14 protein-coding genes and 5 pseudogenes are annotated in these 25,387 nt (G+C 71.1%); 15 read left to right on the plus strand and 4 right to left on the minus strand.

What is annotated here, in order from left to right; genetic code table 11:
* The first annotated feature begins 29 nt into the window (after nt 1-29).
* From AC6CKD_RS14825 to AC6CKD_RS14885, 13 genes and pseudogenes are all read left to right on the plus strand, one after another.
* Complete coding sequence (locus tag AC6CKD_RS14825; RefSeq protein ID WP_498327723.1) at nt 30-437, plus strand: hypothetical protein; 408 nt, start codon at nt 30-32, stop codon at nt 435-437.
* A complete protein-coding gene (locus AC6CKD_RS14830) occupies nt 437-1,000 on the plus strand; it encodes a hypothetical protein (RefSeq protein WP_498327724.1) in 564 nt (187 codons plus the stop codon). The genes AC6CKD_RS14825 and AC6CKD_RS14830 overlap by 1 nt, the downstream gene beginning before the upstream one ends.
* On the plus strand, nt 1,000-5,661 hold the full coding sequence (locus AC6CKD_RS14835) for a putative T7SS-secreted protein (RefSeq protein ID WP_498327726.1): 4,662 nt from the start codon (nt 1,000-1,002) through the stop codon (nt 5,659-5,661). Before AC6CKD_RS14830 ends, AC6CKD_RS14835 begins: the two co-directional genes overlap by 1 nt.
* The gene (locus tag AC6CKD_RS14840; RefSeq protein ID WP_053676276.1) at nt 5,658-5,927 is read left to right on the plus strand and encodes a hypothetical protein; all 270 of its coding nucleotides are present in this window, start codon (nt 5,658-5,660) and stop codon (nt 5,925-5,927) included. The genes AC6CKD_RS14835 and AC6CKD_RS14840 overlap by 4 nt, the downstream gene beginning before the upstream one ends.
* Nucleotides 5,928-6,034: 107 nt before the next feature.
* Nucleotides 6,035-6,403, plus strand: a pseudogene (locus tag AC6CKD_RS14845) (thymidine kinase); the annotation flags it as partial.
* Between the two features lie 10 nt (nt 6,404-6,413).
* Nucleotides 6,414-9,360 (plus strand): annotated as a pseudogene (locus AC6CKD_RS14850) (RHS repeat-associated core domain-containing protein); the annotation flags it as partial.
* A gap of 1 nt (nt 9,361) precedes the next feature.
* Nucleotides 9,362-9,919, plus strand: coding sequence for a hypothetical protein (locus AC6CKD_RS14855; RefSeq protein WP_498327727.1), 558 nt, complete (start codon nt 9,362-9,364; stop codon nt 9,917-9,919).
* Nucleotides 9,916-10,518 carry a DUF4291 domain-containing protein gene (locus AC6CKD_RS14860; protein ID WP_498327729.1) on the plus strand — a complete coding sequence of 201 codons (603 nt, stop codon included), beginning with the start codon at nt 9,916-9,918 and terminating at the stop codon, nt 10,516-10,518. Before AC6CKD_RS14855 ends, AC6CKD_RS14860 begins: the two co-directional genes overlap by 4 nt.
* 294 nt (nt 10,519-10,812) lie before the next feature.
* Nucleotides 10,813-11,001, plus strand: a pseudogene (locus AC6CKD_RS14865) (thymidine kinase); the annotation flags it as partial.
* A gap of 127 nt (nt 11,002-11,128) precedes the next feature.
* A complete protein-coding gene (locus AC6CKD_RS14870) occupies nt 11,129-12,739 on the plus strand; it encodes an outer membrane protein assembly factor BamB family protein (RefSeq protein WP_498327730.1) in 1,611 nt (536 codons plus the stop codon).
* A gap of 337 nt (nt 12,740-13,076) precedes the next feature.
* Nucleotides 13,077-13,874: a DUF8017 domain-containing protein gene (locus AC6CKD_RS14875; protein ID WP_498328117.1), complete on the plus strand. Its 798-nt coding sequence runs from the start codon at nt 13,077-13,079 to the stop codon at nt 13,872-13,874.
* Between the two features lie 540 nt (nt 13,875-14,414).
* A pseudogene (locus AC6CKD_RS14880) lies at nt 14,415-14,576 on the plus strand (thymidine kinase); the annotation flags it as partial.
* A 157-nt stretch (nt 14,577-14,733) separates the two neighbouring features.
* Nucleotides 14,734-15,312, plus strand: coding sequence for a hypothetical protein (locus tag AC6CKD_RS14885; RefSeq protein WP_498327732.1), 579 nt, complete (start codon nt 14,734-14,736; stop codon nt 15,310-15,312).
* A gap of 27 nt (nt 15,313-15,339) precedes the next feature.
* Here the strand turns inward: AC6CKD_RS14885 and AC6CKD_RS14890 are convergent, their stop codons facing one another.
* A complete protein-coding gene (locus AC6CKD_RS14890) occupies nt 15,340-16,101 on the minus strand; it encodes an AfsR/SARP family transcriptional regulator (RefSeq protein WP_498327733.1) in 762 nt (253 codons plus the stop codon).
* A 143-nt stretch (nt 16,102-16,244) separates the two neighbouring features.
* Between AC6CKD_RS14890 and AC6CKD_RS14895 the strand changes: the two genes are divergently transcribed.
* A complete protein-coding gene (locus AC6CKD_RS14895; protein ID WP_498327734.1) occupies nt 16,245-19,250 on the plus strand; it encodes an AfsR/SARP family transcriptional regulator in 3,006 nt (1,001 codons plus the stop codon).
* Between the two features lie 13 nt (nt 19,251-19,263).
* On the opposite strand, the gene AC6CKD_RS14900 is transcribed toward AC6CKD_RS14895, so the two are convergent.
* From AC6CKD_RS14900 to AC6CKD_RS14910, 3 genes are all read right to left on the minus strand, one after another.
* Nucleotides 19,264-19,419, minus strand: coding sequence for a hypothetical protein (locus tag AC6CKD_RS14900; RefSeq protein WP_498327735.1), 156 nt, complete (start codon nt 19,417-19,419; stop codon nt 19,264-19,266).
* Between the two features lie 247 nt (nt 19,420-19,666).
* Nucleotides 19,667-22,054 carry a proprotein convertase P-domain-containing protein gene (locus AC6CKD_RS14905; protein WP_498327736.1) on the minus strand — a complete coding sequence of 796 codons (2,388 nt, stop codon included), beginning with the start codon at nt 22,052-22,054 and terminating at the stop codon, nt 19,667-19,669.
* A gap of 203 nt (nt 22,055-22,257) precedes the next feature.
* Entirely contained in the window at nt 22,258-23,874 is a 1,617-nt protein-coding gene (locus tag AC6CKD_RS14910) for a phospholipase A2 (protein ID WP_498327738.1), read from the minus strand.
* Between the two features lie 551 nt (nt 23,875-24,425).
* Between AC6CKD_RS14910 and AC6CKD_RS14915 the strand changes: the two are divergent.
* Nucleotides 24,426-25,386: pseudogene (locus tag AC6CKD_RS14915) on the plus strand (RHS repeat-associated core domain-containing protein); the annotation flags it as partial.
* Nucleotide 25,387: the final 1 nt, after the last annotated feature.

Consider the following 25,387-nt stretch of genomic DNA (forward strand, 5'->3'; position numbering starts at 1 on the left):
GCTGACCGGCGCTGGAGGGGATGCAGCCCATGGAACTGACCGCAGAGATCGCCGCGATACGGGATGGATCGGGTGATCCCGGGCGCCTGTTGGGGGAGTTTCGGCGGGCTGTCCTGCTGGTTCCGCTGGCCGACGGCCCAGACGGCGGTCTGATGTCGGCGGTGTCGGGCGGTATCCGCTGGATCCATGCGTTCACGGACGAGGAAGCGCTGGCCCGGTTCGCGCAGGCGCGCGGGGAGGCTGAAGCCGGCCGGGAGTGGGAGTTCCTCTCGGTGCTGGGTGCGCGGCTGGTCGATGCGGTGATTCCGGCGGCGGACGGTCCGGCGGGCGTGGTGGTGAACGTGGCGGACGGGGACGGGTCGATGTTCTTCCCGCCGGTCGCGGGGATCGTGCCTGACGGCAGTGCCGTGGACCTGACTCCCGGGGCGGTGGCCTGATGGCCGGGGACGGGGACCTGGAGGTTTCGCCGGCGGCGGTCAAGAACATTCGGGACGGGTTGCGGGCGGCGATCGGTGAGTTGCGGGAGTCGGGGGATGCGGCCGGTGCGTCGATGGGTGCGGGGTTCGAGAATCTGGCGATGACGGGGATGGAGGCCGGGCACGCCGGGCTCGCCACCGACTTCGAGGATTTCTGCGAGCGCTGGGAGTGGGGCGTGCGCAGCCTCGTGCAGAACGCGAGCACCCTCGCACAGTCGCTGGGCATCGCGGCGGGCACGGTGTGGGAGGAGGAGCAGTACCTTCACGGCACGTTCCGGGTGGTCGCGAACGCGGCGTACGGCAATCCGCACGCGAGCGAGGACGAGATCGAGAAGAAGCCGTGGGGAGAGATCTTCTCCGCGGACGCCTACAAGCCCGATTACAGCCCGGAGTCCTTCCAGAAGGGCGCCGAGGAGATGAAGAAGACCTGGTCGGACACGGGGGAGCAGCTGAAGTCCAGCGGGCGGATCGGATCGTTGAAGGATCTGCTGGAGCAGGCGAAGCGTGACGGGGGCGGTCACTGATGGGCTGGCGGGATTTCGTACCGGACGTCGTCGAGGACGGTGTCGAGAAGGGTGCGGAGAAGGTCGGCGACGCGGTCGAGTGGGCCGGTGACAAGACGGCCGACTTCGCCGAGGACGTCGGCCTGGACGACGCGGGTGACTGGATCCGTGACAAGAGCCGCTCCGCCGCCAACCAACTAGGCGCGGACGTGGCCGAGCTGGAGCTGGGCCAGACGGAGGACCCGAAGAAGCTGGTCTACGGCAGTGTGTCGAAGATCCGCGCGCAGGTTTCCCATCTGAATGATTTCAAGGCGTCCTTCGACAAGGTCGGCAACGGGCTGAAGGGGATGGGGGAGCCGGACGGTCTGAAGGGCAAGACGGCTGATTCGTTCCGGGAGTCGGTGGCGAAGGAGCCGCCGCGCTGGTTCAAGGCGGCGGAGGCGTTCGGGAAGGCCGCGGACGCGATGGGCCGGTTCGCGGAGACCGTGGAGTGGGCGCAGGGGCAGGCCAGGGAGGCGTTGGAGGAGTACAACCGGGCGAAGAAGGTCTCCACCGAGGCCCGCGGCGCGCACAACAAGCTGGTCGAGACGTACAACGACGCGTTGAAGGCGAAGCAGGATCCGCTGCCGCCCCGCCCCTCGGAGAACTTCACCGATCCGGGGACGGCGATCGCGACGGCCGCGCAGGACAAGCTGGATACGGCCCGCAAGCAGCGCAACGACGTGGCGGAGACGGTGCGTACGGCGGTGCGGGCGGCGCGGGACGCGGCTCCGCCGAAGCCTTCGTACGCGAAGCAGCTCGGCGACGGCATGGATTACATGGATCTAGCCAAGACGCACCTCGCGGGTGGTGTCATCAAGGGCACGGCCGGAATCGTGAACTTCGCGCGTGCGCTGAATCCGATGGACCCGTACAACCTGACGCACCCCGCCGAGTACGTGACGAACCTGAACAACACGGCCGCGGGCCTGGTCACGATGGCCAACGACCCGCTCGGGGCGGGCAAGAAGATGCTCGACGAGTTCATGAAGGACCCCTCCGAGGGCTTCGGGAAGATGATTCCGGAGCTGATCGGTTCCAAGGGCCTGGGCTCCCTGAAGAAGATCGGCTCGGCCGCCAAGCACGCCGACGACCTCAAGGGGCCCGGCCGCACCAGCCTGGACAAGGACGGCCCTCATGTGAGGGAAACGCCCGATGCGGCGAAGCGGTACGACAACACCGACCCGATCGACCTGGCCACCGGCCGGATGTTCCTCCCGCAGACCGACATCGTGCTGCCCGGAACGCTGCCGCTGGCCTTCGTCCGGCGCGCGGAATCGGGGTACACCGCCGGACGCTGGTTCGGGCCGACCTGGGCGTCGAGCATCGACCAGCACCTGGAGGTCGACCCCGAGGGCGTCGTCCTGGTCACCGAGGACGGCCTGATCGTCGCCTACCCGCATGCCGCCCCGGGCGTCCCCGTCCTGCCGGTATCCGCCTCCGCGCCCCGCCACCCCCTTGAACGCACTCCGGACGGCGACTGGACGCTCACCGACCCCGCCGCCGGCCAGGTCCGCCGCTTCACCCCGCCCGCCGGCGACCCGGACGGCGACGGCATCGCGCCGATCGCCCAGTTGGAGGACCGCAACGGCAACCTCATCACCTTCGAGTTCGACGCTCACGGCACCCCGCTCGGCATGGCCCACTCCGGCGGATACCGCCTTCGCTTCGACACCGACGACGGCCGCATCACCGCCCTCCATCTCGACGGCGGCCCGCGCATCCTTGCCTACGGCTACACAGCCGGAGATCTCACGGAGGTCGTCAACTCCTCCGGCCTGCCGCTCCGCTTCACCTATGACGACCGCGGCCGCATCACGTCCTGGACCGACACGAACAACCGCTCCTACGCCTACACCTACGACGAGCAGAACCGTTGCGTCGCGGAGGGCGGCGCCGAGGGACACATGGTGCTGCGCCTGGCCTACGACGCCCTGGACGAGGCGACGGGCCACCGCGTGACCGAGACCGTCACGGGTGAGGGGCACACTCGCCGCTACCTCGTCGACGACGCGTACAAGATCGTGGCCGACACCGATCCCCTCGGCAACACCACGCGCTACGTACGCGACGGCCGCAGCCGTTTGCTCGCACAGACGGATCCGCTCGGCCGCACCACCTCCTATCGCCACGACGACGACGGCAACCTCGTCTCCGTGACGCGCGCCGATGGGCGCGAGAGCACGGCCCGCCACAACGAGTTCGGCCAACCTGTTCAGGTCAAAAGGGCCGACGGTCATGTGGTCCGGTACGCCTACGACGAGCGGGGCAACCGAACATCGGCCACCGACTCCCTCGGCAGGGTCACCCGCTTCACCTACGACGAGGCGGGCGGCCTCACCTCGGTCACCGACCCCCAGGGCAGCACGACCGCCATTCGCTGCGACCGGGTCGGCCTCCCCGCCGAAGTCACCGATCCGTCCGGTTCCACCACCCGCTTCGAGCGGGACGCCTTCGGCCGCCCCACCGCCGTCACCGACCCGACAGGCGCCACCACGCACCTGGAGTGGACGGTCGAGGGCCGGCCGGTCCTCCGCGTCCACGCGGACGGAGCCGTCGAGAGCTGGACCTGGGACGGCGAGGGCAACTGCACCAGCCACACCGACCGGCTCGGCGGGGTCACCCGGTTCGAGTACACCGAATTCGACGTCCTCACTGCCCGCACGGGCCCTGACGGCGTGCGCTATGCCTTCGGGCACGACGCCGAACTGCGCCTTACCGAGGTGACCAGCCCCGAGGGACTGACCTGGAACTACGCGTACGACCCCGCGGGACGTCTGACGTCGGAGACCGACTTCGACGGTCGCACGATCACCTACGTACACGGGCCCACCGGCAGCCTCGTCTCCCGCACGAACGCACTGGGCCAGACCACCGCATTCGAGCGCAACGCACTCGACCAGATCGTTCGCAAGGATGCCGACGGCAACGTCACCACCTACGCCTACGACCTCACCGACCAGCTCGCCCACGCCCAAGGCCCCGACGGAACGACCGTCACCCTGCTGCGGGACCACGAGGGTCGCCTGCTGTCGGAGACCGTCGACGGACGCGCCCTCACCTACACCTACGACGAGCTGGGCCGGCGGACCGGCCGCACCACGCCGACCGGCGCAACGGCCACGTGGAGCTACGACGGCGCGGGCCGCCGCACAACCATGACGGCCTCCGGCCGCTCTCTCGATTTCGCGTACGACGCCGCGGGCCGTGAGGTGATGCGCCGCGTCGGCGACGACGTCGTCCTGAGCCACGTCTTCGATCCTGTGGGGCGCCTCACAGACCAGACGGTCGTCGGCTCGGGCGGGGCCCGGGTGCGGCACCGCAGCTACACCTACCGGGCGGACGGCCACCTCACCGCGGTCGATGACACCGGCAGCGGCCGGCAGGAGTACGAGCTCGATCCTGTCGGTCGGGTCACCGCGGTCCGGGCAGCCGATTGGACCGAGAGCTACGCCTACGACCAGGCCGGGAACCAGACCTTCGCGTCGTGGCAGACGGGCCACGCCGGCCATGTGGCCAACGGCGTGCGCGCCTACGAGAAGAACCGGATCGTCCGCGCGGGAGCCGTGCGCTATGAGCACGACGGGCTCGGCCGCGTCACCGTGCGGCGCAAGACGCGTCCGTCCCGCAAGCCGGACATCTGGCGCTACGAGTGGGACGTCGAGGACCGCCTCCTCTCCGCCACCACTCCGGACGGCACTGTGTGGCGCTACCGCTACGACCCCCTCGGCCGCCGCACGGCGAAGCTTCGCCTGGCCGAGGACGGCCGGACCGTCACCGAGCGGATCGACTTCACCTGGGACGGGAACACCCTGTGCGAGCAGACCAGTAGCTCGAACGATCTACCTCACGTGGTCGCCATCACATGGGACCACCAGGACATCCGGCCGATAGCCCAGACGGAACGCATTCTCGACGCCTCCCGGGAAGAAATCGACTCCCGGTTCTTCGCGATCGTCACCGACCTGGTGGGCACCCCCACCGAGCTCATCGACGAGTCCGGCAACGTGGCGTGGCACGAACGTTCCACGCTGTGGGGCATCACCACGTGGGCTGCGAAAAGCACTGCCTATACGCCTCTCCGCTTTCCGGGTCAGTACGCCGACCCGGAGACCGGCCTCCATTACAACTACTTCCGCCACTACGACCCCGAGAACGCCCGCTACCTCACCCCGGACCCCCTCGGCCTCACCCCGGCGCCGAACCCCTCCACCTACGTGACGAATCCGCACGCGTGGACGGACCACCTGGGCCTGGCACCGGACTACTTTCCGATCTACCGCACGCCGAAGGGGGCCCACGCGCAGTACGAGCTCGACCACGGGCCGAACCCGGCCAACCATCAGCCCGGGGTGGACATCGGCGGCGGTATCATCTCGGACGGCAAGATCTACTTCGGCGAACGGGCGGTGGCTGCGGAGTACGCCGGACCGACGGGAGCGAACTTCGCCAAGGGAATGGTGAAGTACGAAATGCACCCGTCATTCCTCGAGGAGTTCGCCGACCACGCGAAGATCCACGACAGGAACGGGCCGAACGGCGCGCCGCGGATCGAGTTCGAGATCCCGGTGGACAAGCTCGACCGGTTCAACGAGCTCACCCAGAACCGCAGCTGGGTCAAAATCTTTGGAGGGCCCAATTGAGGTTCCGTGACCATCAAGAACTCGACGTGACGGTCGTCGCGGTCGCTCCCGTGGGCGCGAAGGTGGAAGTGGACGGATCGGCCGGCCTCTTCGGATTCATCGACCAGGTGAAGCACCCGTCCTGGCGGGACGAGAACGTTGCGCCACCGCAGGCCGGCGACAAGCTCCACGTCTGCGTGCTGGACGCCACCCGCGAGCCGTTTCCCCGTCTCAGCGCGCTCCAGAACGACATCGACATCGCCCGGCGGCTGAGAGGCGACGCCTGAAACGGCAGCGGTGCCACGTCGCCCCACGGGTTGCCGTGTGCACACGACGCGGGCGGTCGGCAGTGCCTCACGCTGGTGATCCCGTCGCGGATCACCAGGCCTGACTGCGTGACGACCGGGCGGGGGAGGGCAAGCTGTCCTCCCGTCTGGGCCTGGTGACGGAGGCGGTGGAGGCGCCGGAGGGCATGGACCTGTACGCGTACGTGGTCGCCCGACTCACCAAGGGCGGCAAGGCGGACTACGTGATCGTGGACGAGGCGCAGTTCCTGGCGCCCCAGCAGATCGACCAGCTCGCCCGCATCGTGGACGATCTCGACATGGATGTCTTCGCCTTCGGCATCACGACGGACTTCCGTACGAAGCTGTTCCCGGGCTCGCAGCGCCTGATCGAGCTGGCGGACCGCCTGGAGCAGCTCCAGGTGGAGGCCCTGTGCTGGTGCGGGGCCCGAGCCACCCACAACGCCCGCACCGTGGGCGCTCTCCCTCGCCGACGGCACGAAGGTCCTCGACTACACCTACACCGACGGTGATCTGACCGAGGTCATCAACTCATCAGAGCTGCCCCTGCGGTTCGGCTACGACGAGCACGCACGGATCGTCTCGTGGACCGATACCAACGGCCGCCACTTCGACTACACGTACGACGATCAGGTCCGTTGCACCGCCCAGTCCGGCACGAACGGACACGTGGACTCCCGGTTCACGTACGAGGACGGCGTCACGACGGTCATCGGCGCCTTGGGTCACCAGCGCCGCTACGTCGTCGACGACAGGTCGCTCGTCGTCGCCGAGACCGACGCGAACGGCGCCACGACCCGTTTCGAATGGGGCCCGTTCAACCGGCTGCTCAAGCGGACCGACCCCCTGGGTCTGGCAACCCGCATCACCTATGACGACAACGGACTCGTCACATCCGTCGAACGCACCGACGGCCGCCGGACGGCGATGCAGTACAACGCGCTCTGCCTTCCCGAACGGGTCACGCGACCGGACGGCACGTCCGTGCGCCGGACCTATGACGAACGGGGCAATCTCCTCTCCGTATCCGGCACCTCCGGTGCGGACACCCGTTACACGTACGACGACCGCGGCCACCTGTCCTCGGTGACGAACACTCTGGGTGAGACATCGTCGATCCGCTGCAACGCGGCGGGCCTCGTCGTCCAATCCGCCAATCCTCTGGGTGCCGTCACCCGGTACACCTACGACGCCTTCGGGCGCGTGGCCACCGTCACGGATCCGCTCGGCGGCATCACCCGGCTGACGTGGAGCGTGGAGGGCCGTCTGCTGCGCCGGGTGGAGCCCGACGGCAGCGAGCAGTCGTGGGTGTATGACGGTGAGGGCAACTGCCTGACTCATACGGACGCGAACGGCGGGCAGTCGGAATACGAGTTCGGTGACTTCGACGCCCTGGTGGCGCGCACCGGGCCCGACGGGGCGCGGTACTCCTTCGCACACGACGTCGAGCTCCGGCTGACGGAGGTCACCAATCCACAGGGCCTGGACGTACGAGTACGACCCCGCGGGCCGGCTGACTTCGGAGACGGACTTCGACGGCCGGACCCTGAACTACGCCTACGATGCGGCCAATCGGCTTGCGGCCCGGACCAACGCTCTCGGGGAGACGGTTCGGTACGAGTACAACGCGATCGGGCAGACCGCCCGCAAGGACGTCGCCGGCGCCGTCACCACGGACGAGTACGACCATTCCGACCAGCTTGCGCAGGCCGTCGGCCCGGATGTGACCCTGACACGGGTTCGCAATCGTGAGGGCCTGCTGCACTCGGAGACGATCAACGGCCGCACGCTCAGCTATGCGTACGACGAACTGGGGCGTACGGCGCGGCGTACCACGCCGAGTTGCACGGTCAGCGAGTGGTCGTACGATGCCGCCGGCCGTCGCGCGAGCCTGATGGCCTCCGGTCGGACGCTCACGTTCGAGTATGACGCGATGGGCCGCGAGACCGTCCGCCGGATCGGAGCGGGCGTCACGCTCGCGCACGGCTTCGACGAGGTGGGGCGCCTCACGGAGCAGCACCTGACCGGTATCGACGGCGGGACCCTGCAACGGCGCGGCTACAGCTACCGGCCCGATGGCCATCTGACCGCGGTGGACGATGCGCTGGGCGGGGTGCGCACCTTCACCTTGGACGGTGCCGCACGCGTCACGTCGGTGGAGGCGGGGGCGTGGACGGAGCGCTACGCCTACGACGAAGCGGGGAACCAGACCTCCGCATCTTGGCCCGTTTCCCACCCGGACACAGGGTCGGCCGCTGGGCCGCGGACCTACACGGGCAACCGCATCGTCAGCGCGGGAGGCGTGCGCTACGAGCACGACGTGCAGGGGCGCGTCGTACTGCGGCAGAAGGCCAGGCTCTCCCGCAAGCCGGACACCTGGCACTACTCGTGGGACGCGGAAGACCGCCTGGTGGGGGTGACGACGCCGGACGGCACGGTCTGGCGCTACATCTACGACCCACTCGGCCGGCGGGCGGCCAAGCAGTGCCTGTCGGCGACGGGCGAGGTCGTGGAGGAGGTGGTCTTCACCTGGGAGGGCGCGAACCTCTGTGAGCAGACCACGCGCTCCGCCCAGCTCCCCCACCCGGTCACCCTGACCTGGGAGCATCGGGGACTGCACCCACTGACACAGACGGAGCGCATCCTCGCGGCGCCTACGGAGGAGATCGACAGCCGGTTCTTCTCGATCGTCACGGACCTGGTGGGCACGCCCACCGAGCTCGTGGACGAGCGGGGCGAGGTGACCTGGCGCACCCGGTCGACCCTGTGGGGGGCGACCACATGGAACCGCGACGCGTCGACTTACACGCCCCTACGCTTTCCGGGGCAGTACTTCGATCCCGAATCGGGTCTGCATTACAACGTCTTCCGTACGTACGACCCGGAGACGGCGCGCTACCTCAGCCCTGACCCGCTGGGCCTGGCACCGGCGCCCAACCCGATGGCGTACGTCCACAACCCCCACACGTGGTCGGACCATCTGGGCCTGGCTCCGGACGAGTGCAGGGTCACCGTGTACCGCAAGCAGACCGAGCATCCGCTCAGTCAGAGGGTGCACATCGACGAGAACGGCAACGTCACCATCGACGGCAATAACCATCTGTACGTCAACATGAGCGGGGAACTGCGGCACACCTTGGAGTTCCGCGGGGACAACGGCCAGATCGTCGCCTTCGACGTGCCGAAGAGCTTCGTGGACGACATCCGGGCGAGGGCGGTTCCCCAAGAGCAGCCGGACGGGCTCGGCTTCACCAAGCAGGAATGGAAACAGGTGAAGCAGATCTATCCGAAAATATCCGACCCTACCAGAAGAACGGACCTGTACGGACTCCCAGGCGAAGTGCTCGACCAAATGCGCAAGGTCATCATTCCCGGTTCCGGTAGGATCGTCCAGGACTCTTGGCGAGGATTGTGAAATGCTGCACGAAATCGACGACCTTGAAATCGAGAGGTCGCGGGTGGCCCGCCGGCCGGAGTCTGATTCGGCGCCCCCGGTCTTGGCCTTCTTCGAACTCACCGTGGACGGGGATCCGGCGCGGTACGCGGACAGGCTGCGCGGGGTCCTGGACGCCGTACTGGAGATCGCCGTCTCCGAGTCCTTCGACGACGACGACCTGCCCGTGGACACGATTCCCGGATGGTTCTCCGGCGCCTGCCGCGGCGGCGGCTCCCCGGAGCCCTTCGCGGTCGAGGGGCGGGACCGGTACACCGAGCGAACCGGCAGCGCGCCCTGGGACCTGCAAAACTGGCTCTCGCGCTTCGATCCCGAGCTGGAGGTCCGAGGCTGGGCCTGGTGGGACATGACCTGCTCGCCCGCGGGGGACGGAGTGTTGCGGCTCTGGGCGGACACCTGGGGCGAGCCCTTCTTCGCATGGGAGGACCTGCGGTGGCTCGCCTACGCGGCGGGCGCGCGCTCGGTGGCGGACCCGGTGCTAGTGAAGCCCGAGGTATGGGCCGGCGAGGCTTCCGTATGACCGGCGACGCACTGACGAACGAGGTCCGTGCACGGTTCGACGACGAGACCATCACGGTTTATCAGGCATATCCGGCGCGGATCGCCGAACCAGCCTTGAAGTCGGGCACTTTCGTGGATCCCTTCAAGCGTGCCCGAATGACATGGATCAAACCGTCATTCCTGTGGATGATGTATCGCTGTGGGTGGGGTGCGAAGGTCGACCAGGAACGCGTTCTAGCCATCGACATCACGCGGGAGGGCTTCGAATGGGCCCTTTCTCATTCCTGCCTCAGTCATTTCGATCGGGCTCGTTTCGCGACCAAGGAAGAATGGCGGACGGCTGTCCAGTCCAGCCCGGTCCGTGTCCAGTGGGATCCTGAGCGGGACCTGGCCCTGCAACCTCTGCCGCACCGTGCGATCCAGGTGGGCCTGTCGGGCCCGGCCGTTGGCCTGTATGTGGACGAGTGGATCAGAGGCATCACGGACGTGACTCCGCTGGCGCACGAGGTTCACGCCGCGGTGAGGTCCGGGGACCTGAACGCAGCGGCCGATCTTCTGCCCGGGGAGCGGGTGTATCCACTTCCGGGGGAACTCGTGGAGCGGATTGCGCGAAGCTGATCGCCGGGGAGGCGCCGGGGTCCACGGCGGATGGACGGCCGGCAGTCGCCGCGGCAAGCGGCGCGCATCGACCGGAACTAGACGGCGCTCCGGTGCGTTTCGTCTCCCGAGGGCGACTCCCTGTGCGAGCAGACCAGTAGCTCGAACGATCTCCCTCACCTGGTCACCATCACCTGGGACCACCAAGGCATCCGGCCGATAGCCCGAACGGAACGCATTCTCGATGCCTCCCGGGAAGAAATCGACTCCCGGTTCTTCGCGATCGTCACCGACCTGGTCGGCACCCCCCCGAGCAACGCCCGCACAGTGGGCGGCGAAATGGTGGTCGAAGGTGCCCAGGTCGTGGTCGGCGACGTCAACCGCCCGGCAGGGGAGATCGGCTACGAGGTCCTGTGCCGCCGCCACCACCGCAAGCGGATGACGAGCGCCGCGGCCCACGCGGGCGCCCTCTCTCCGGACGTCCTCCCGGTCAACCACGCTTGAGCGGGTGTACCCGCCCCCACCTGGCGGGTACACGAGCCGGGGAACCAGGGCCGGAACCGGGCACGGTGACGGGAAGTAGTCTAAAAAAGTACCCCAGTTCGGCCGTCCCGCCAGCCACACTGACCCCATGACCCGTCGCGACTTCGACGAACTGCCGCGCCCTGATCGGCAACCGCGGGCAGTCCAGCCGGGCTACGGCTCGGTCTACCGGACGCCACAGCCCGGATCGGGGCCCGTGCCGGGCAATCCCTACGCGCAACCGCCGGTGCAGGCAGCGGACTTCGTACGCCCGCCCCGCCGCGGCCTGCGGGGCGGGACCGGCGTGCTGGTCGCGGCCCTGGTCGCGGCCCTGCTCGCCCTCGGCGGCGGCTCGTACATCCTCCTGCGCGACGGCTCCGGCGACGCCGGGGACGGCGACACCGCCGCCCCCGCCGCGTCCGCGTCCGTGGACCAGGGAGACGGCCAGGGCCCTGGCGGCCCCCCGTTCGTCTTCGACCCCAACGCCGGGATCCAGCCGGGCGAGGGCCGGGTCTGGCTGGTGTCGAACCGGACCGAACTGACCGGCTCCGGTGCCTCGCAGCACGGCCCCTGGCGCGTGGGGGACGCCGTGATCAAGGCGATGTACAAGGAGGTCACCGCCTACACCGCGACCGACGGCAAGGAGAAGTGGAAGCTTCCCCTCGCCACGCCGCTGTGCGGGGTCCCGGAGAGTCCCGGCCCGAACGGGAAGATCGTCGTCGGGGTCCGCGAGAAGGACAGCACGACCTCCCAGTGCACCCACCTCCAGCAGGTCGACCTCGCCACGGGCCAGGCGGGCTGGAAGCTGGAGATACCGAAGGAGAAGGCCTTCGACCAGGCTGCGGAGTTGCGGCTGGCCATCTCAGGGGACACCGTCGCGGTGGCGCGTTCCGCGGTCGTGAGCGGTTTCTCGGTCACCGACGGGCACAAACTCTTCGGTACGCCGAGCACCGGCTGCACCCCCGCGACGGTCGGAGGCGCCGCCGCCAGGCTGATGCTCGTACGCGACTGCTTCGGCAAGGACTCGGCCGACCGGCAGTCGGTGATCGAGGAGATCGATCCGGCGACCGGCGCCGCCAAGTGGAGCCACCAGTACGCGAAGGGCTCGAACCTCGGCCAGATCCTGTCCGTGGACCCGCTCGTCGTCAGCACCTACAACACGCAGGAGAAGGTCTGGAACATCACGGCCTTCGCCGCCGACGGCAAGGTCCGCTCGCAGACCAATGCCGCCTTCGGGGTCAGCAAGCGGTGCAACGGCTGGGGCAGCGGCAGCGGCGACCTGCACGACTGCGACGCGGCGGTGGCCGACGCGGACACCCTCTACATCGCGGGCGGCACACCCGACGCCAAGTACCCGCTGGACGTCGACAAGCCCGACGAGGTGATCGCGGTCGACCTCAACACCGGTCAGGTGAAGTGGCGCACGACGGGCCCCGACGGCCGCGCCATGTTCCCGCTGGCCATCGAGGAGGGGAGGGTCGTCGTCTACGTCGACACGGGCAAGGGCCTGTCCGCGGCGATGGCGGCCATCCCGACGGGTGGAGGCCCGCCCCAGATATTCCTGCAGAGCCCGAAGACCGCCAAGGGGCCCGAATCCGCCTTCTACCCCTCCAGCGTCCGGCTGGCCTGGGTCGAGGGACGCGTCTTCCTGCTCAACGGGTCCGTACGCAGCCCGGAGCCGAAGAAGGTGGACCACTCCCTGCTGTCCTTCGGGAAATAGGTCGCGGGAGCCCGGAGGGGAGGGTGGCCGGATCCGCGCCCTCCCCGCCCCCGAAGCGTGACGAGCGGCGGCCACCGCCCTATTGTTGCCCGCCATGTGGCCAGGACAGCAGACGCCCGATGGGGACCAGAGCAGGCAGAACCCGGGGCAGAACCCTTACCGGCAGCCGGTTTCCGGACAGCAGGGAGCCCAGACCGGCCCCTACGGACCTGGCACATTCGGCCAACCCTGGCAGGGCGCCACGCCCGGTACGCACCAGCAGTACCCGTCCGGCGCGCCGACTCCGCCGCCCGGACCGGCGCCGCGTTCCGCGTTCCGGCGGAGAGCCGTCGTGGCGATGTCCGTGACGGTGGTTGCGGGGGTGGCCGTCGCGGTGACCGCCGCGGTCCTCTTCCGGGACGGCGACAGGGCGGACGGCGCCGGGGGGCCGGCGCCGGCTTCCCCCGCACCCGCCTCCGGTGCCCCGTCCGGCTCCGTGTCCCCGGGCGCCCCGGGAACCGTGAAGTCGACGGTCAAGGGCTGGAAGGTCGTGGTGAATCCGAAGCACGGCACCGCCTTCGACGTACCGCCGGACTGGGAGGTCCTGGAGCCGCAGATCTTCAGCGGCTTCATGGACGACAAGGACCCCGACAAGCCGGTGATCGGGCACACCGCGCCCGCCTTCTTCAAGAAGAAGTGGTGCAGTCTGGATGCCAACGGCGACGGCTACGTCAAGGACATCGCGCTCGCGTCCACCGGTACCAAGGGCGCCGACGGCGCGAAGACCACCGACGAGGTCGCCGAGAAGACGGCGACGGCCTGGGCGTACTCCGCGTTCGCATCCCCGGACAAGGAGGTCGTCAAGTGGGACGAGCCGGTGGCCTACACGACCAAGGCCGGGGTCAAGGGCAGTTACGTGAAGGCCCGCACCGAGGGCGTCAAGAAGGACCACAAGTGCGCGGGGGACGGCTGGGCGATCGCCTTCGGCTTCAAGAATTCCAAGGGCGACTTCGTCGCCTGGGACTTCTACGGCCGGTCGGGCGTCCAGGGAGCCGTCCGCGACGACCTGGTCATGCGCATCCTCAGCACGGTCCGCCTCTCCGGCGACCCGGTCGAGGACCCCCGCCGCAAAGAGGCCTCCCCTTCGTCTCCGTGAGTCGGCCGGTACGTCCTACGCATCAGGGCGGGGCCGCTGCTGACGGAGCGCGACACTTCGGCACGCGCGACGAGCTGCTGGAGGCCGTGGCCGGCCGCGTCACCCAGGAGGCCATGGCGGCGATGGACGCGGCGGATGCCGAGGAGGGTTCCGCCCTGGACGCGCTGCTGAGACTGCAGGACATCGGCTGGCGGCTGTTCCAACGGCATCCGGTGCTGCTCCAGCTCGGCGCCGCGCCCGTGAGCGCCGAGGCCGACCGGGCGCGGCACGAACCCGTCGCGGCCAGGCTGACGCGGTTGATCGAAAAGGGGCAGGCGGCGGGAGAGTTCGATGCCGACTCGACCGCCGCTTGGCTCGTGGCCGCGGTGACCGCCCTGGGGCACGCTGCGGGCGACGAAGCCGGTTCGGGCCGCATGACCGTCGACGAGGCGGCAGCCTGCTTCGTACCGCTACGCTCGGCGTCCTGGGAGTACGGCCCGAAGGCCTGCGCGAACCCTAGGACGCTCCTCGCAAGGGCGGGCCCCAGCGTGAGGTGGTGGGGACGCCCTGGGCTGGTGCGGCGCCCGCGCCACGTGCAACGCCCGCACGGTGGCCGGGGAGATGGCCGTCGACGGCGCCCAGGTCGTGGGCGGCGACGTCAACCGCCCGGCGGAGGAGATCGGCTGCGAGGTCGTCTGCCGCCGCCACCCTGCAGGGCGTGTGCTTCATCCGCGACGATCGCGCGGGCGACCTCGAACCCACTGGCCGGAGAGCGGCCGCAGAAGGCGGGGTGTGCGGAGAAAATACAGAACCCGTGCAGCCTCCTCCGCGACGTTGGTCCTTCGACCCCGCACCCTGGGGCCCGGCGGGAGGAGCGAGCATGGGGACAGCACGGGACGCCGTACTCGAGTACGCCGCGAGCACCGTACGGCTGCTGCCCGGCCAGGCGGTGGTGACCGCCGCCGTGCTCCACGGGCCCGCCGCCGCCCTCCTGGAGCGGGTCCCGCAACTGGTGCGCGGTTTCGCGGGCGAACGGACCGACGGCGGGGCCCTGTTCCGCGCGGCGGCCGGCCTCCCCGGGGAGACGGCCGCGCCGGACCCGGCCACTGGGGCGGACGACGGGCGCGGCTGCTCCCTGGTGCAGTCCCTGCCCGCGCTGAGCCGGGAGTCGGCGGGGAGCGCGACGGCCTCCCGCACGGACCTGCTCACCGGGGCCGCCGACCGGCTGCACTGGGAGCTGGCCGAGCTCGGGGACGTTCCTGAGGGCGCCGCCGCCGGGCGCCTCGCAGCCCGGTACGCGCTCTGCTACGCCGGAGCCGCCCTCCTCTGGCTGGGGCGGGCGTCCGGGGAGAGCTGCCCGGAGTGGACGTACGAGGCCGTGGACGCCGTCCTGGTGGCGCTGGAAGACCCCGCCCGCGTGCCGGACGTCCCGGCCGCGCTCGCCCTCCTCGCTGTTTGACGGGCGCCGGCGGTCCAACAGCCTGGTTCAGGCGGCGAGTTCACCCGCCAGGACCTGCTGGAAGGTACGGGTGAGCAGCGGGCCGGGGCCGACGCCCAGCCGGTCGGCGAGCAGTTCCCGGCCGGAGTGGAACTGGAGCAGGGCCGCCGCGGGCTGGCCCGCACGGCACTGGGCGGTCATCAGCAGGCAGCGGAACCGCTCCCGCAGCGGGTACCGGGCCACCAGTCGGGTCAGTTCGGCGACCAGGCCGTGCGGCAGCCCGGCGGCGAGCTCCGCCTCGGCCCGGTCCTCCAGGGCCGTCAACCGGGCCTCCTCCAGCCAGGGGCGCTCCTCCTGGGCCAGGTGCTCGGTGGTGTCGGCCAGGGCCTCGCCCTGCCAGAGGCCGAGCGCCGAGCGCAGAACGGCGGCGGCCCGTCGCGCGTCCCCCTGCCGCAGCAGCGTGCCGCCGAGGGCGGCGCGCTTTGCGAAGAGGCGGTGGTCGCAGGCCAGTTGCCCGGGGGCGGCCGACAGGCGGTAGCCGAGTCCCACCCGTTCCAGCCGGGCGGCCCCGTCGAGCGGGGCGCGCAGCCGGGAGGCGTAGGTGTGCAGCTGGGCGACGGAGCGGGCCGGGGGGCGCTCGCCCCACAGGGCGCGGATCAGGCGGCTGTCGGGGACGGCCCGTCCCTCGGCGAGCAGCAGTGCGGCGAGGACCGTACGGGGCTTCGCGCCGCCCAGGGCGTTCTCCGCGCCCCCGGACGCGGCCCGGATGCGGACCGGTCCGAGCAGTGTGGTCTCGAGGAAGGGCGTCATGGGAAGCGACCGTAGGCGGGCGGCACATCCTCCCGGTATCGGCCGCTTATCGGCGGTCCGGACCGCCGATCCGGACGGGCCGCTCCTCTGCCGAATCCGTGCCCCAGCGATTATGATCATGACAACTTTGAGGGGGGCCCGGGGTGGCGTCGATACGGTTCGGTCTGCTCGGGACGCTCCGGCTGACCTGCGAGGACCGGGAGATCCGGCTTGGCGGTGCCCGTCAGCGTGCGGTGCTGGCCCTGCTCCTGCTGCGGCACGGGCGAACGGTCTCGGTGGACGAGCTCGCCGAGACCGTCTGGGACGGTTCGCCGCCGCCCACCGCCCGGACCCAGATCTCCATCTGCGTCGCCCAACTGCGCAAGCTGTTCCGGGAGGCGGGCGCCGACGGCGAGCCCATCGTCACCTCCCACCCCGGGTACCGGCTCGACACCGGGGGCCACGCACTCGACCTCGTGGACTTCCTCTCGCTGACCGGACAGGTCTCCGCGCTGGCGGGTTCCGGTCGCCTCGCGGAGGCCGCCGACGCCTACCGGCGGGCCCTCGCCCTGTGGCGCGGCCCCGCCCTGGACGGCCTGACCGGCTACGCGCTGGAACAGGAGGCCAGCTGGCTGGAGGAGCAGCGGCTGACCGCGCTGGACGGCCACGCCGAACTACGGCTCGCCCTGGGCCGGCACCAGGAGCTCACCGCCGAACTGGCCGCCCTGGTCAGGGAACACCCGCTGCGGGAGCGCACCAGGCATTCGCTGATGCTCGCCCAGTACCGCTCCGGCCGCCGCGCCGACGCCCTGGAGACCTTCCGCACCGGGCACCAGCTGAGCATCGACGAGCTGGGGCTCGAACCCGGCACCGCACTGCGGGAGCTGCACAACGCGGTCCTCCGCGAGGACCCGGCCATCGCGGCCCCGCCGACCGTGCCCGAGCCCGTCGCGGCTGTCGCACCGGCCGCGCCCGTCGTACCGGCAGCGGCTGTTGCACCGGCAGCGCCCGGCGCACCCGTCGCGCCCGTCACGGCCCAGGAGGCGGAGGAGCAGCCGGAGACCTCCTCCGCGGACTCCCCGGGCGAGGCCCCCGCCGCACGCCGCGCCGCCCCGGCCCTCGCCCCGTCCGACCTCCCCCCGAACATCCCCTCCTTCACCGGCCGCACCGGCGAGATCGAGGTCCTCGACATCCTGCTGGCCGCCCGCCCCGACGGCGCGCCGCCCCGGGCCGCCCTGGTCACCGGGGTCGCCGGCATCGGCAAGACCGCGCTGGCCGTGCACTGGTCGCACCGCGCGGCCGCCTCCTTCCCGGACGGCTGCCTCCACGTGGACCTCGGCTCCACCCCGGCCGCCCCCGGCGAGGTCCTGGGCCGCCTGCTGCGCTCGCTCGGCGCGCCCGGCGACCGGCTGCCCGACGACGAGGCGTCCCGGATCTCGCTGTACCGCAGGCTGCTGCGCGGCCGCCGGGTCCTCGTCGTCCTGGACGACGCCTCTTCGTTCGCGCAGGTCGCCCCCCTGCTGCCGGCCAACGGCGGCTGCTGTGTGGTCGTCACCAGCCGGGAGAGCATGGAGGAGCTGGTGCTGCGGCACGGCGCCGTCCGGGTGCCGCTCGGGGTGCTGGACCAGGCCGACTCCACCGCCTTGCTCGACCGGATCGTCACCGGCGGCCGCACCGCAGGGTCTCCCGCGCAGACGGCTCGGCTGGCCGAGCTCTGCGACGGGCTGCCGCTCGCCCTCTGCATCGCCGCCGCGCGGCTGGCCACCCGCCCCCACTGGACCGTGCGCCGCCTCGCCGACCGGCTCGCCGACGAGCACCGACGCCTGGACGAACTGAGCCTCGGCGGGAGCCGGGTCCGGGCCAGCTTCGAACTGAGCCACGGCTGTCTGTCGCCGCGCCTCGCCTCCGTGTACCGGCGGCTCTCGCTGCTGGACGTCCCCGACGTGCCGGCCTGGGCCGTCGCCGCCCTCCTGGACTGCCCGGTGGAGATCGCCGAGCAGTACTTGGACGAACTCACCGACGCCCACCTCCTGGAGGTCTCCGGCCCGGACGCCACCGGCCAGTACCGCTACCGCTTCCAGAGCCTGCTCCGCCTCTACGCGCGCGAACGCGCCCAGGAGGACCCCGACCGCCCGGCCGCCGAGGCGGCCCGGGACCGGGCGCTGCACAGCTGGCTGACCGTCGCCGAGGCCGCCCACCGCCGCGAGTACGGCGGCGACCACTCCGTGGTGCACGGCCCGGCCCCCCGCCCGCACGTCGACCGGGACCTCCTGGACGACCTGCTGGCCCGCCCGCTGGACTGGTTCGACTCCGAACGCCACTGCCTGGTGGCGGCCGTCACCCAGTCCGCCCGGCTCGGACTCGCCGCGCTGGCCTGGGACCTGGCCGCCTCCACCGTCGGCTTCTGCGAGATCCGCAGCAACACCGACGACTGGCGCCGCCTCTGCGAGGAGGGCCTGGCGGCCTCCCGGGCCGCCGGAGACCGGCAGGGCGAGGGCGTGATGCTCGGCGAGCTGGGAGCCGCCCTGCTGTACCGGGGCGAGTCGGAGGCCTCGGTCCGGCTCCTGGAGGAGGCGGACGGCGTACTGCGGGCGGGCGGTGAGGTCTACGGTGCCGCGCTGAACGCCTGCAAGCTGGCCGTCGTGGTCCGCCAGCGGGGCGACGCGGGCGCGGCACGCGCACTCCTGGACGGGGCGCTGCCCGCGCTGCGGGCCGCCGGGGACCTCTCCGCGCAGGCTCACGCGCTCAACAACCTCGCCCAGATCACCCTGGACGCCGGGGACTTGGAGACGGCCGTGCGCCTCGGCCAGGAGGCGGTCGCGCTGGCCCGGGGGCTGGGCGCGACCCGGGGCGCGGCCCAGGCCTTCCACCGACTGGGGCGGGCCCTGCTGGAGGCCGGGCGGCTGCCGGAGGCGGAGGAGGCCCTGACCGAGGCCGCCGGAATCGTCCGCGCCAAGCACGACCGGCTCGGAATGGCCTACGTCCTGCTGGGTCTGGCCGAGGCCCGCCTGCGGGCCGGCCGCGCCGAACGGGCCTACGAGGACCTCGCCGCCGCCCTGGCCCTGGCCGAGGAAACCGGCAGCACCGTCCTGCTGGGCCGTCTGCACCTGCTGCGGGTCGAACTCGAGGAGGCGCGGGCACCGGGCGCGGAGCTCCCGCAGGAGGCCTGACCCGGGCCGCCGCTCAGTCCCAGGGCTCGGTCTGTACGACCACCGTCGTCCCACCGGCCGCGGCCGTCACCGTCGTCCCGCCGGCCACCGCCGTACCGGTCGCCAGCACGACACCCGCGATGACCGCCGCGACCGCCACAACCGCCTTGACCAGACGCCCGTTCCCCATGTCCCCACTCCCTCTCACCCCTCGCCCGGCGGACTCCGGACCCCTGCGGGTCCGTTCCCCGGGCGACTCGCTCTGACATCAACAGACATTAGGAGGGCGGGACTTCGAATCCTTATCGTCCCGCTATCCCTTCTCTTTCCCTGCCCCTCCCACCTGCGGAAACGGGCGCGGCCCCCGGCGGGGAAGCCGGGGGCCGCGCGTTCGGAAGTGGTTCGGGAGGGGCTCGGAGCGGTCCGGACGGGACCGGTCAGAACTTCAGGGTCCAGTGGTCGAGCGTTCCGGAGGAGCCGGCCGAGATGTCCTCGACCCGGAGCTTCCACACCCCGCTCGCCGGGGAGGCGGAGGCGTCCACCGTGTAGACCTGCTGGATGACGCCGTCGCCCTCGTCCGCCGAGCACTCCTTGACCAGGTACACCTTGCCGTCCGGGGCGACCAGGTTGATCTCCAGGTCACCGCGCCAGGTGTGGGTGGCGTGCAGGTACACCTGGAGGTTCTTCGGCGCGCTGCCCGCGATGCCGGTGACGGTGACCGGGACCTCGATGGTGCCCGGGTCGGGGACCGAGTGCGGGGTCTGCACCTCGTACGCGGGGAACGTCATCGACCAGGCGTTGAGGGTGCCGACGGAGCCGGTGTACGGGTCGGAGACCTTCAGCGTCCACGTGCCGTCGGCGGGCGAGGCGGAGGCGTCCACCCGGTAGGTCTCGCGGAGCACCCCGCCGTCCTCGGTGGCGGTGGTGGAGGCCGAACGCAGCGGGTAGGTCCGGCCGTCCGGGGAGAGCAGGTCGATCCGGACGTCGCCGCGCCACTCGTGGGTGACGTCCACGGCGACCTGGAGGGCGGCGGGGGCCCGGCCGCCGATGCCGGCCACGGTGAGGCCGGAGGTGACCGAGCCGCCGTCCGGGACGCTGAGGCTGCCGGTCATGGCGAAGGGCGTGGGGAAGTTCAGCGACCAGCCGAGGAGGGTGCCCTGGGAGCCGGCCCCGATGTCCGTGACCTGCAGCTTCCAGGTGCCGGAGGCGGGGGAGGCGGAGGCGTCGACGGTGAAGCCGCCGAGCGCGCCGGCCCCCTCGGTGGCGGAGGCGGACTTCAGGCGGTACAGCTTCCCGTCGGGGGCCACCAGGTCGATCTTGAGGTCGCCGCGCCAGGGGTGGGAGCCCTCCAGCTCGACCCGGAGCGCCTTGGGCGCGTTGCCGGGTACCCCGGTGACGGTCAGCGGGGCCTCTACGGTGCCCGGGTCCGGGATGGTCCGGTCGGTCTCGTCGAAGACCTGCGAGGGACGCGGCCGGGCGGCCGGCTCCGGTGCAGGGGCGGCCGTACCGACGACGGCCTTGCCGAGGTCGATCCGGGAGGTGACGGCCCCGGTGTAGGTGATCGGCGTACCGGTGGTGCCCAGCATCGCCAGCAGGTTCGCGATGCTCTCCGCCGGGTACTTCTGGCGCAGTACCGCCAGGGCCCCCGCCACGTGCGGGGCCGCCATCGAGGTGCCGCTCTTCGCCGCGTAGCCGCCGCCCGGGACCGAGGACACCACGGCCGCGCCGGGTGCCATCACGTCCAGCAGCGGGCCGCGGTTGCTGAACGAGGCCACCTGGTCGTCGTTGGTCGTCGCGCCGACCGTCACCGCCGACGGGATGCAGCCGGGGGCGTTGACCGCGTCGCCGTACCCGTTGTTGCCGGCAGCGACCACGGTCGCCACGCCCACCGAGTACAGGCTGTCGATCACGGACTTGCGGGGGTCGGTGGCGCAGGCCGAGGTCCAACGGCCGGCGCCCAGCGACATGTTGGCCGCCACGATGTCCGTGCCGGACTGCTTCAGCGCGTACACCTTCTCCAGCGCCTTGATCTGCGAGCTGGTGAAGCTCAGTACGCAGGGGCTGTTGCCCGCGCCGCAGTAGTCGTCGGAGTCGAAGCGCGAGAACACCTGCATCGCCACGATGTTGGCGCCCGGGGCCACCCCGCGCTTGGGGGCGCCGCTCAGGCCGGTCCCGTTGCCGGCGGCTATGCCCGCCACGTGGGTGCCGTGCGAGCAGGCCGCGCCCAGTTCCGCGCAGCTCCCGGTGTCGGCGTCGGCGCTGCCGGTGCCCTCCTGGGAGGCCTCGCCGTTCGGGCAGAGGCTGGTCGCGCCGTAACTCTCGTCGTTCACCGAGAAGCAGGCCTCGGCCGTCACCCGGCCGCTCAGGAAGGGATGGTTCTTCGCGACGCCGGTGTCGATCACCGCGACCGCGGTGCCCGCCCCGGTGGCACCGGCGGCGAACGCCTTGTCCGCGCCGATCCGGGCCGTCGAGCCGTCCAGCATCGGCGGGACCGGGACGTCCTCCGTCACGCTCACCACGTCCGGGTTGGAGCGGAGTTCGGTGAGTCCCGCCTGGTCCACCGTGAGGGTGACCATCGGCACCCGGTCGTACGCCACCTCCGTCTCGCCCGCCGCGGCGGCCGTGGCCACGTCGGATCGGGTCTGCGTCACCACGTTCACCCGGACCGTGCCGCCGCCCGCGGTCCCGGTCTCCAGCGCCGGGTCCACCGGCACCTCGTCGGCGGCCGCCGCCGGGGCCGCCCCGACCAGGGGCACCAGGCCCGTCGGCAGTGCACCGAGCAGCAGGCCCGCGGCCATCGCGACGGCCACAGCAGATCTCTTCACGACAGGCTCCAGGAAGTAGGCACCGAGCGGGCGGTGCCGCGGCGGCAAAAAGAGGGGGGAGGTTCGACTCGTCTATGAGGCCCGCGAGTTCAGGGCCGGAAGTTCAAGGGCGCGGGGGCCGTGTGGCCGGGCCCGGGGGCGGGGGACGGGGCAGCGGCGCCGGTTGTTCGGCTGCCCCGGTCCCCCTGCGATCGCGCTGCCCGTCAGGTGGCGTTGGCGCCGTTCTTCGGGCTGCCCGCGTAGAAGACCGCGGTGTAGTACGTGTACGCGGTGGCGCGGCAGGCGCTCTTCCAGAAGTACGCCGGGCAGGTGTTGGAGTACAGGATGTTGTAGAACGCGACGTCGGTGGCGATGCCCTTGTTGCGGTCCAGGTAGTAGCGGTAGCCCTTGTAGCTGTTGCCGATGGTGCCGTAGCCGTAGTCGTGCGAGTCACAGGCGGCACGGAAGTCCCAGCCGCCGGGCTTGTCCGCGGCGCTGGTGCAGTGGTCCTTGTAGATGCCCATGACCCAGGCGCCGGTCGGGGTCTTCTTCCAGCTCGGGTTGCGCCAGCCGTAGTGGGCGACCTTGGTCGCACAGCCGCTGTACTGGTACCACATCCACGACTGGGGCCGGGAGCAGTAGCTCGGGTAGGCCGTGGCGGAGGTGATCTCGCCGCCGGCGAAGTCCTCGGCGGGCGGGGCGATGCCCTCCTCCTGGGCCAGGCTGGGGGCGCCCTGGACGCTGCTGCCGGCCTCCGGGCGGATGCCGGTGGTTTCCACCGACTGCGGGGCGGCCGCGTCACCGGAGTAGGTCAGCTGCCAGGACGCGCCGTCCTCGGCGGAGGCGGCGACCACCCGGTCCGAGGCGTCGTAGCTGTAGGTGTTGAGCTCGCTGCCGGCCGCCGGATCGACGACCTTGCGGAGCAGGCCGGAGCCGTCGTACGAGTAGCGGGCCAGGGTCTGCACGGTCAGGCCGACGGTGACGGTGATGTCCTTGACCTGGCCCGCGACATCGCCGAGGGTCTGGCCGGAGGCGGTGGTGGCGGTCGCGTAGTTGACCTTCACCGTCTGCGCGGGGGCCTCGGCACCACGCGCCGGGTCCTTGACGGTGGAGACGCGGCCGGTGCTGTCGTAGGTGACCGTCGTCTGCTTGAAGGCGGCGCTGCCGACCGCCGTCACCCGCCAGGTGTCGCCGCTGCCGCCGACCTGCTTCCAGGTGTAGGAGGGCTTGAGGGAGGCGGCCGGGACCGGGTTGCCGGTGGCGTCCAGCGGCACGTCGTCACCGGAGGCGATCTGGGTGAGGTCGATGTTGAGCGTCTCGGTGACGGTGGTCTTCAGCACGCCCGCGAGGTCGTCCCACTGCACGTTCTCCACCAGCGTGGAACCGTCGGACGCCTTGTAGGTGTTGATGCTGCCGCCGTTGGCGCCGGCCACCGAGTCGGTCAGGTCGTAGCGGACGGACTCGGCGGTGTCCAGGTCGGTGGTGGTGATCGAACCGGAGCCGGGAACCAGCTTGCGGTTCAGCTGGCCGCCGACGAACTCGGCCTCCCAGCTCGGACCGAACACCCCGAGGTCGGCGCGTGCGGGCGGGGCGTCCTGGGCCTGGGCGACGCCCGCCCCGCTCCCGTCCACGGTGTGGCTACGGCTCATCAGGCCGTACGACACGTCGTTCTCGGATATCTGGAAGGTGTCGTCGGCCGACTGGTACGTGCCCGGGCCGATCTGCTGGGTCGCCCCGGTGTCCAGCGCCGGGGAGGGGAGGACGTCCTCGGCGACGGCCGACTGCGGGAGCAGCAGGGCCAGTGACATCGCCGCCACTGCGGGAAGCGCGATTCTGCGCACGTTCGGTTCCTTCGGGTCACCGGCGACATGCGGTCCACACCCTCGCGGGGCGGCCCCTGTCTCGCCTGTTCGAACCGGTCGTTCTCGGCCGGCAACGAGAAACCTAGGAACCCGCCCCTTCGATCCGTTATGCCTCCGCCATCGCCCGCCCCGATACCTCTCCGATGGCACCCGGTTGCCCGTACGGTGACGCCGTCGGCGTGCGGCCGGACTGCCGCTCGAGCCGGCGGACCGCCCGGAACAATCGACGATTCGAAGTAGAACCAGGTGTCTTCCTCGTCCCAGTAGCTGCGGAACCATCGCCTCGTCGGGCCATCACACGGAATGGGCTCCTCGTAGGCTGGGTCAACTCCGCTCACGTCTGTGGACATGCCCGGATTCGGCCGGGCGACTGCGCGCCATCCTTCGACGCGGCCGGCCGGCGCAGCACGCTCGACACGTCGGGCGCACGGTCGCCTTCGACCGGGGCGCGGCGGGCCGCGATCCTCGGCGGCGCCAGGACCTTCGAGCGGGACGCGGTGGGCCGGATCACCGCCGTCCGGGCTGAGGACTGGACGGAACGGTACGCCTACGACGAGGCGGGCAACCGGAGCGCCGCCTCCTGGCCCGACGGCCACCCGGGCGCCGAAGCCCGCGGGGAGCGCGCGTACGAAGGGTCCCGCATCGTCCGCGCGGGCGCGGTGCGCTACGGAGACGCTCTTCACCTGGGACGAGAGCACCCTGTGCGAGCAGACCACGACCGTCGCTGCCCCGGCTTCCGGCGGCCCGGAGGGGGCGGGCCGTTCGACCGTCGTCTCCTGGGACCACAACGGCCTGCACCCGCTGGCCCAGACGGAGCGGATCGTCGCCCACGCCACCCAGGAGACCGTGGACGAGCGGTTCTTCGCGATCGTCACGGACCTGATCGGCACGCCGAAGGAACTGGTCGGCGAGAACGGGGAGATCGCCTGGCGCGTCCGGGCCACGCTGTGGGGCGCAACCGCGTGGAACCGCGACGCGACCGCGTACACGCCGCTCCGCTTTACGGGCCAGTACTACGACCCCGAAACCGGCCTGCACCACAACTACTTCCGCACCTACGACCCCGAAACCGCGCGCTACCTCAGCCCGGACCCGCTGGGCCTGGGCCCCGCGCCGAACCCGGCCACGTACGTCACCGACCCGCTGACCCGGAGCGACTACCTCGGGCTGGCCCCGGAACGCAAGATCGGGCAGCCGGACCCGGCGAGCCAGGGGGGCAGCCTCCCCATGCTGGCGGACAAGATCGCCGCACACGGCGACATCAAGAAGCGCGGCATTCCCGGGGTCGACGACCTGGACGTGCCGGAACACCTGGAAGACATGATGACCAACAACCCGGGGGTGGAGATGCGCAGTACCCCTTCGGGGACGCCCCGCTGGCCCTGGTGGGACGATTCGACGGGCACGATGCTCATCCGCGAGGGCGAGAACGGCACGTTCATGCAACCGGACCGCGGCTACGAGTACTACTTGGAACAGATCAATGAATGAG

It is taken from the genome of Streptomyces sp. GQ60 (genome assembly GCF_059758875.1).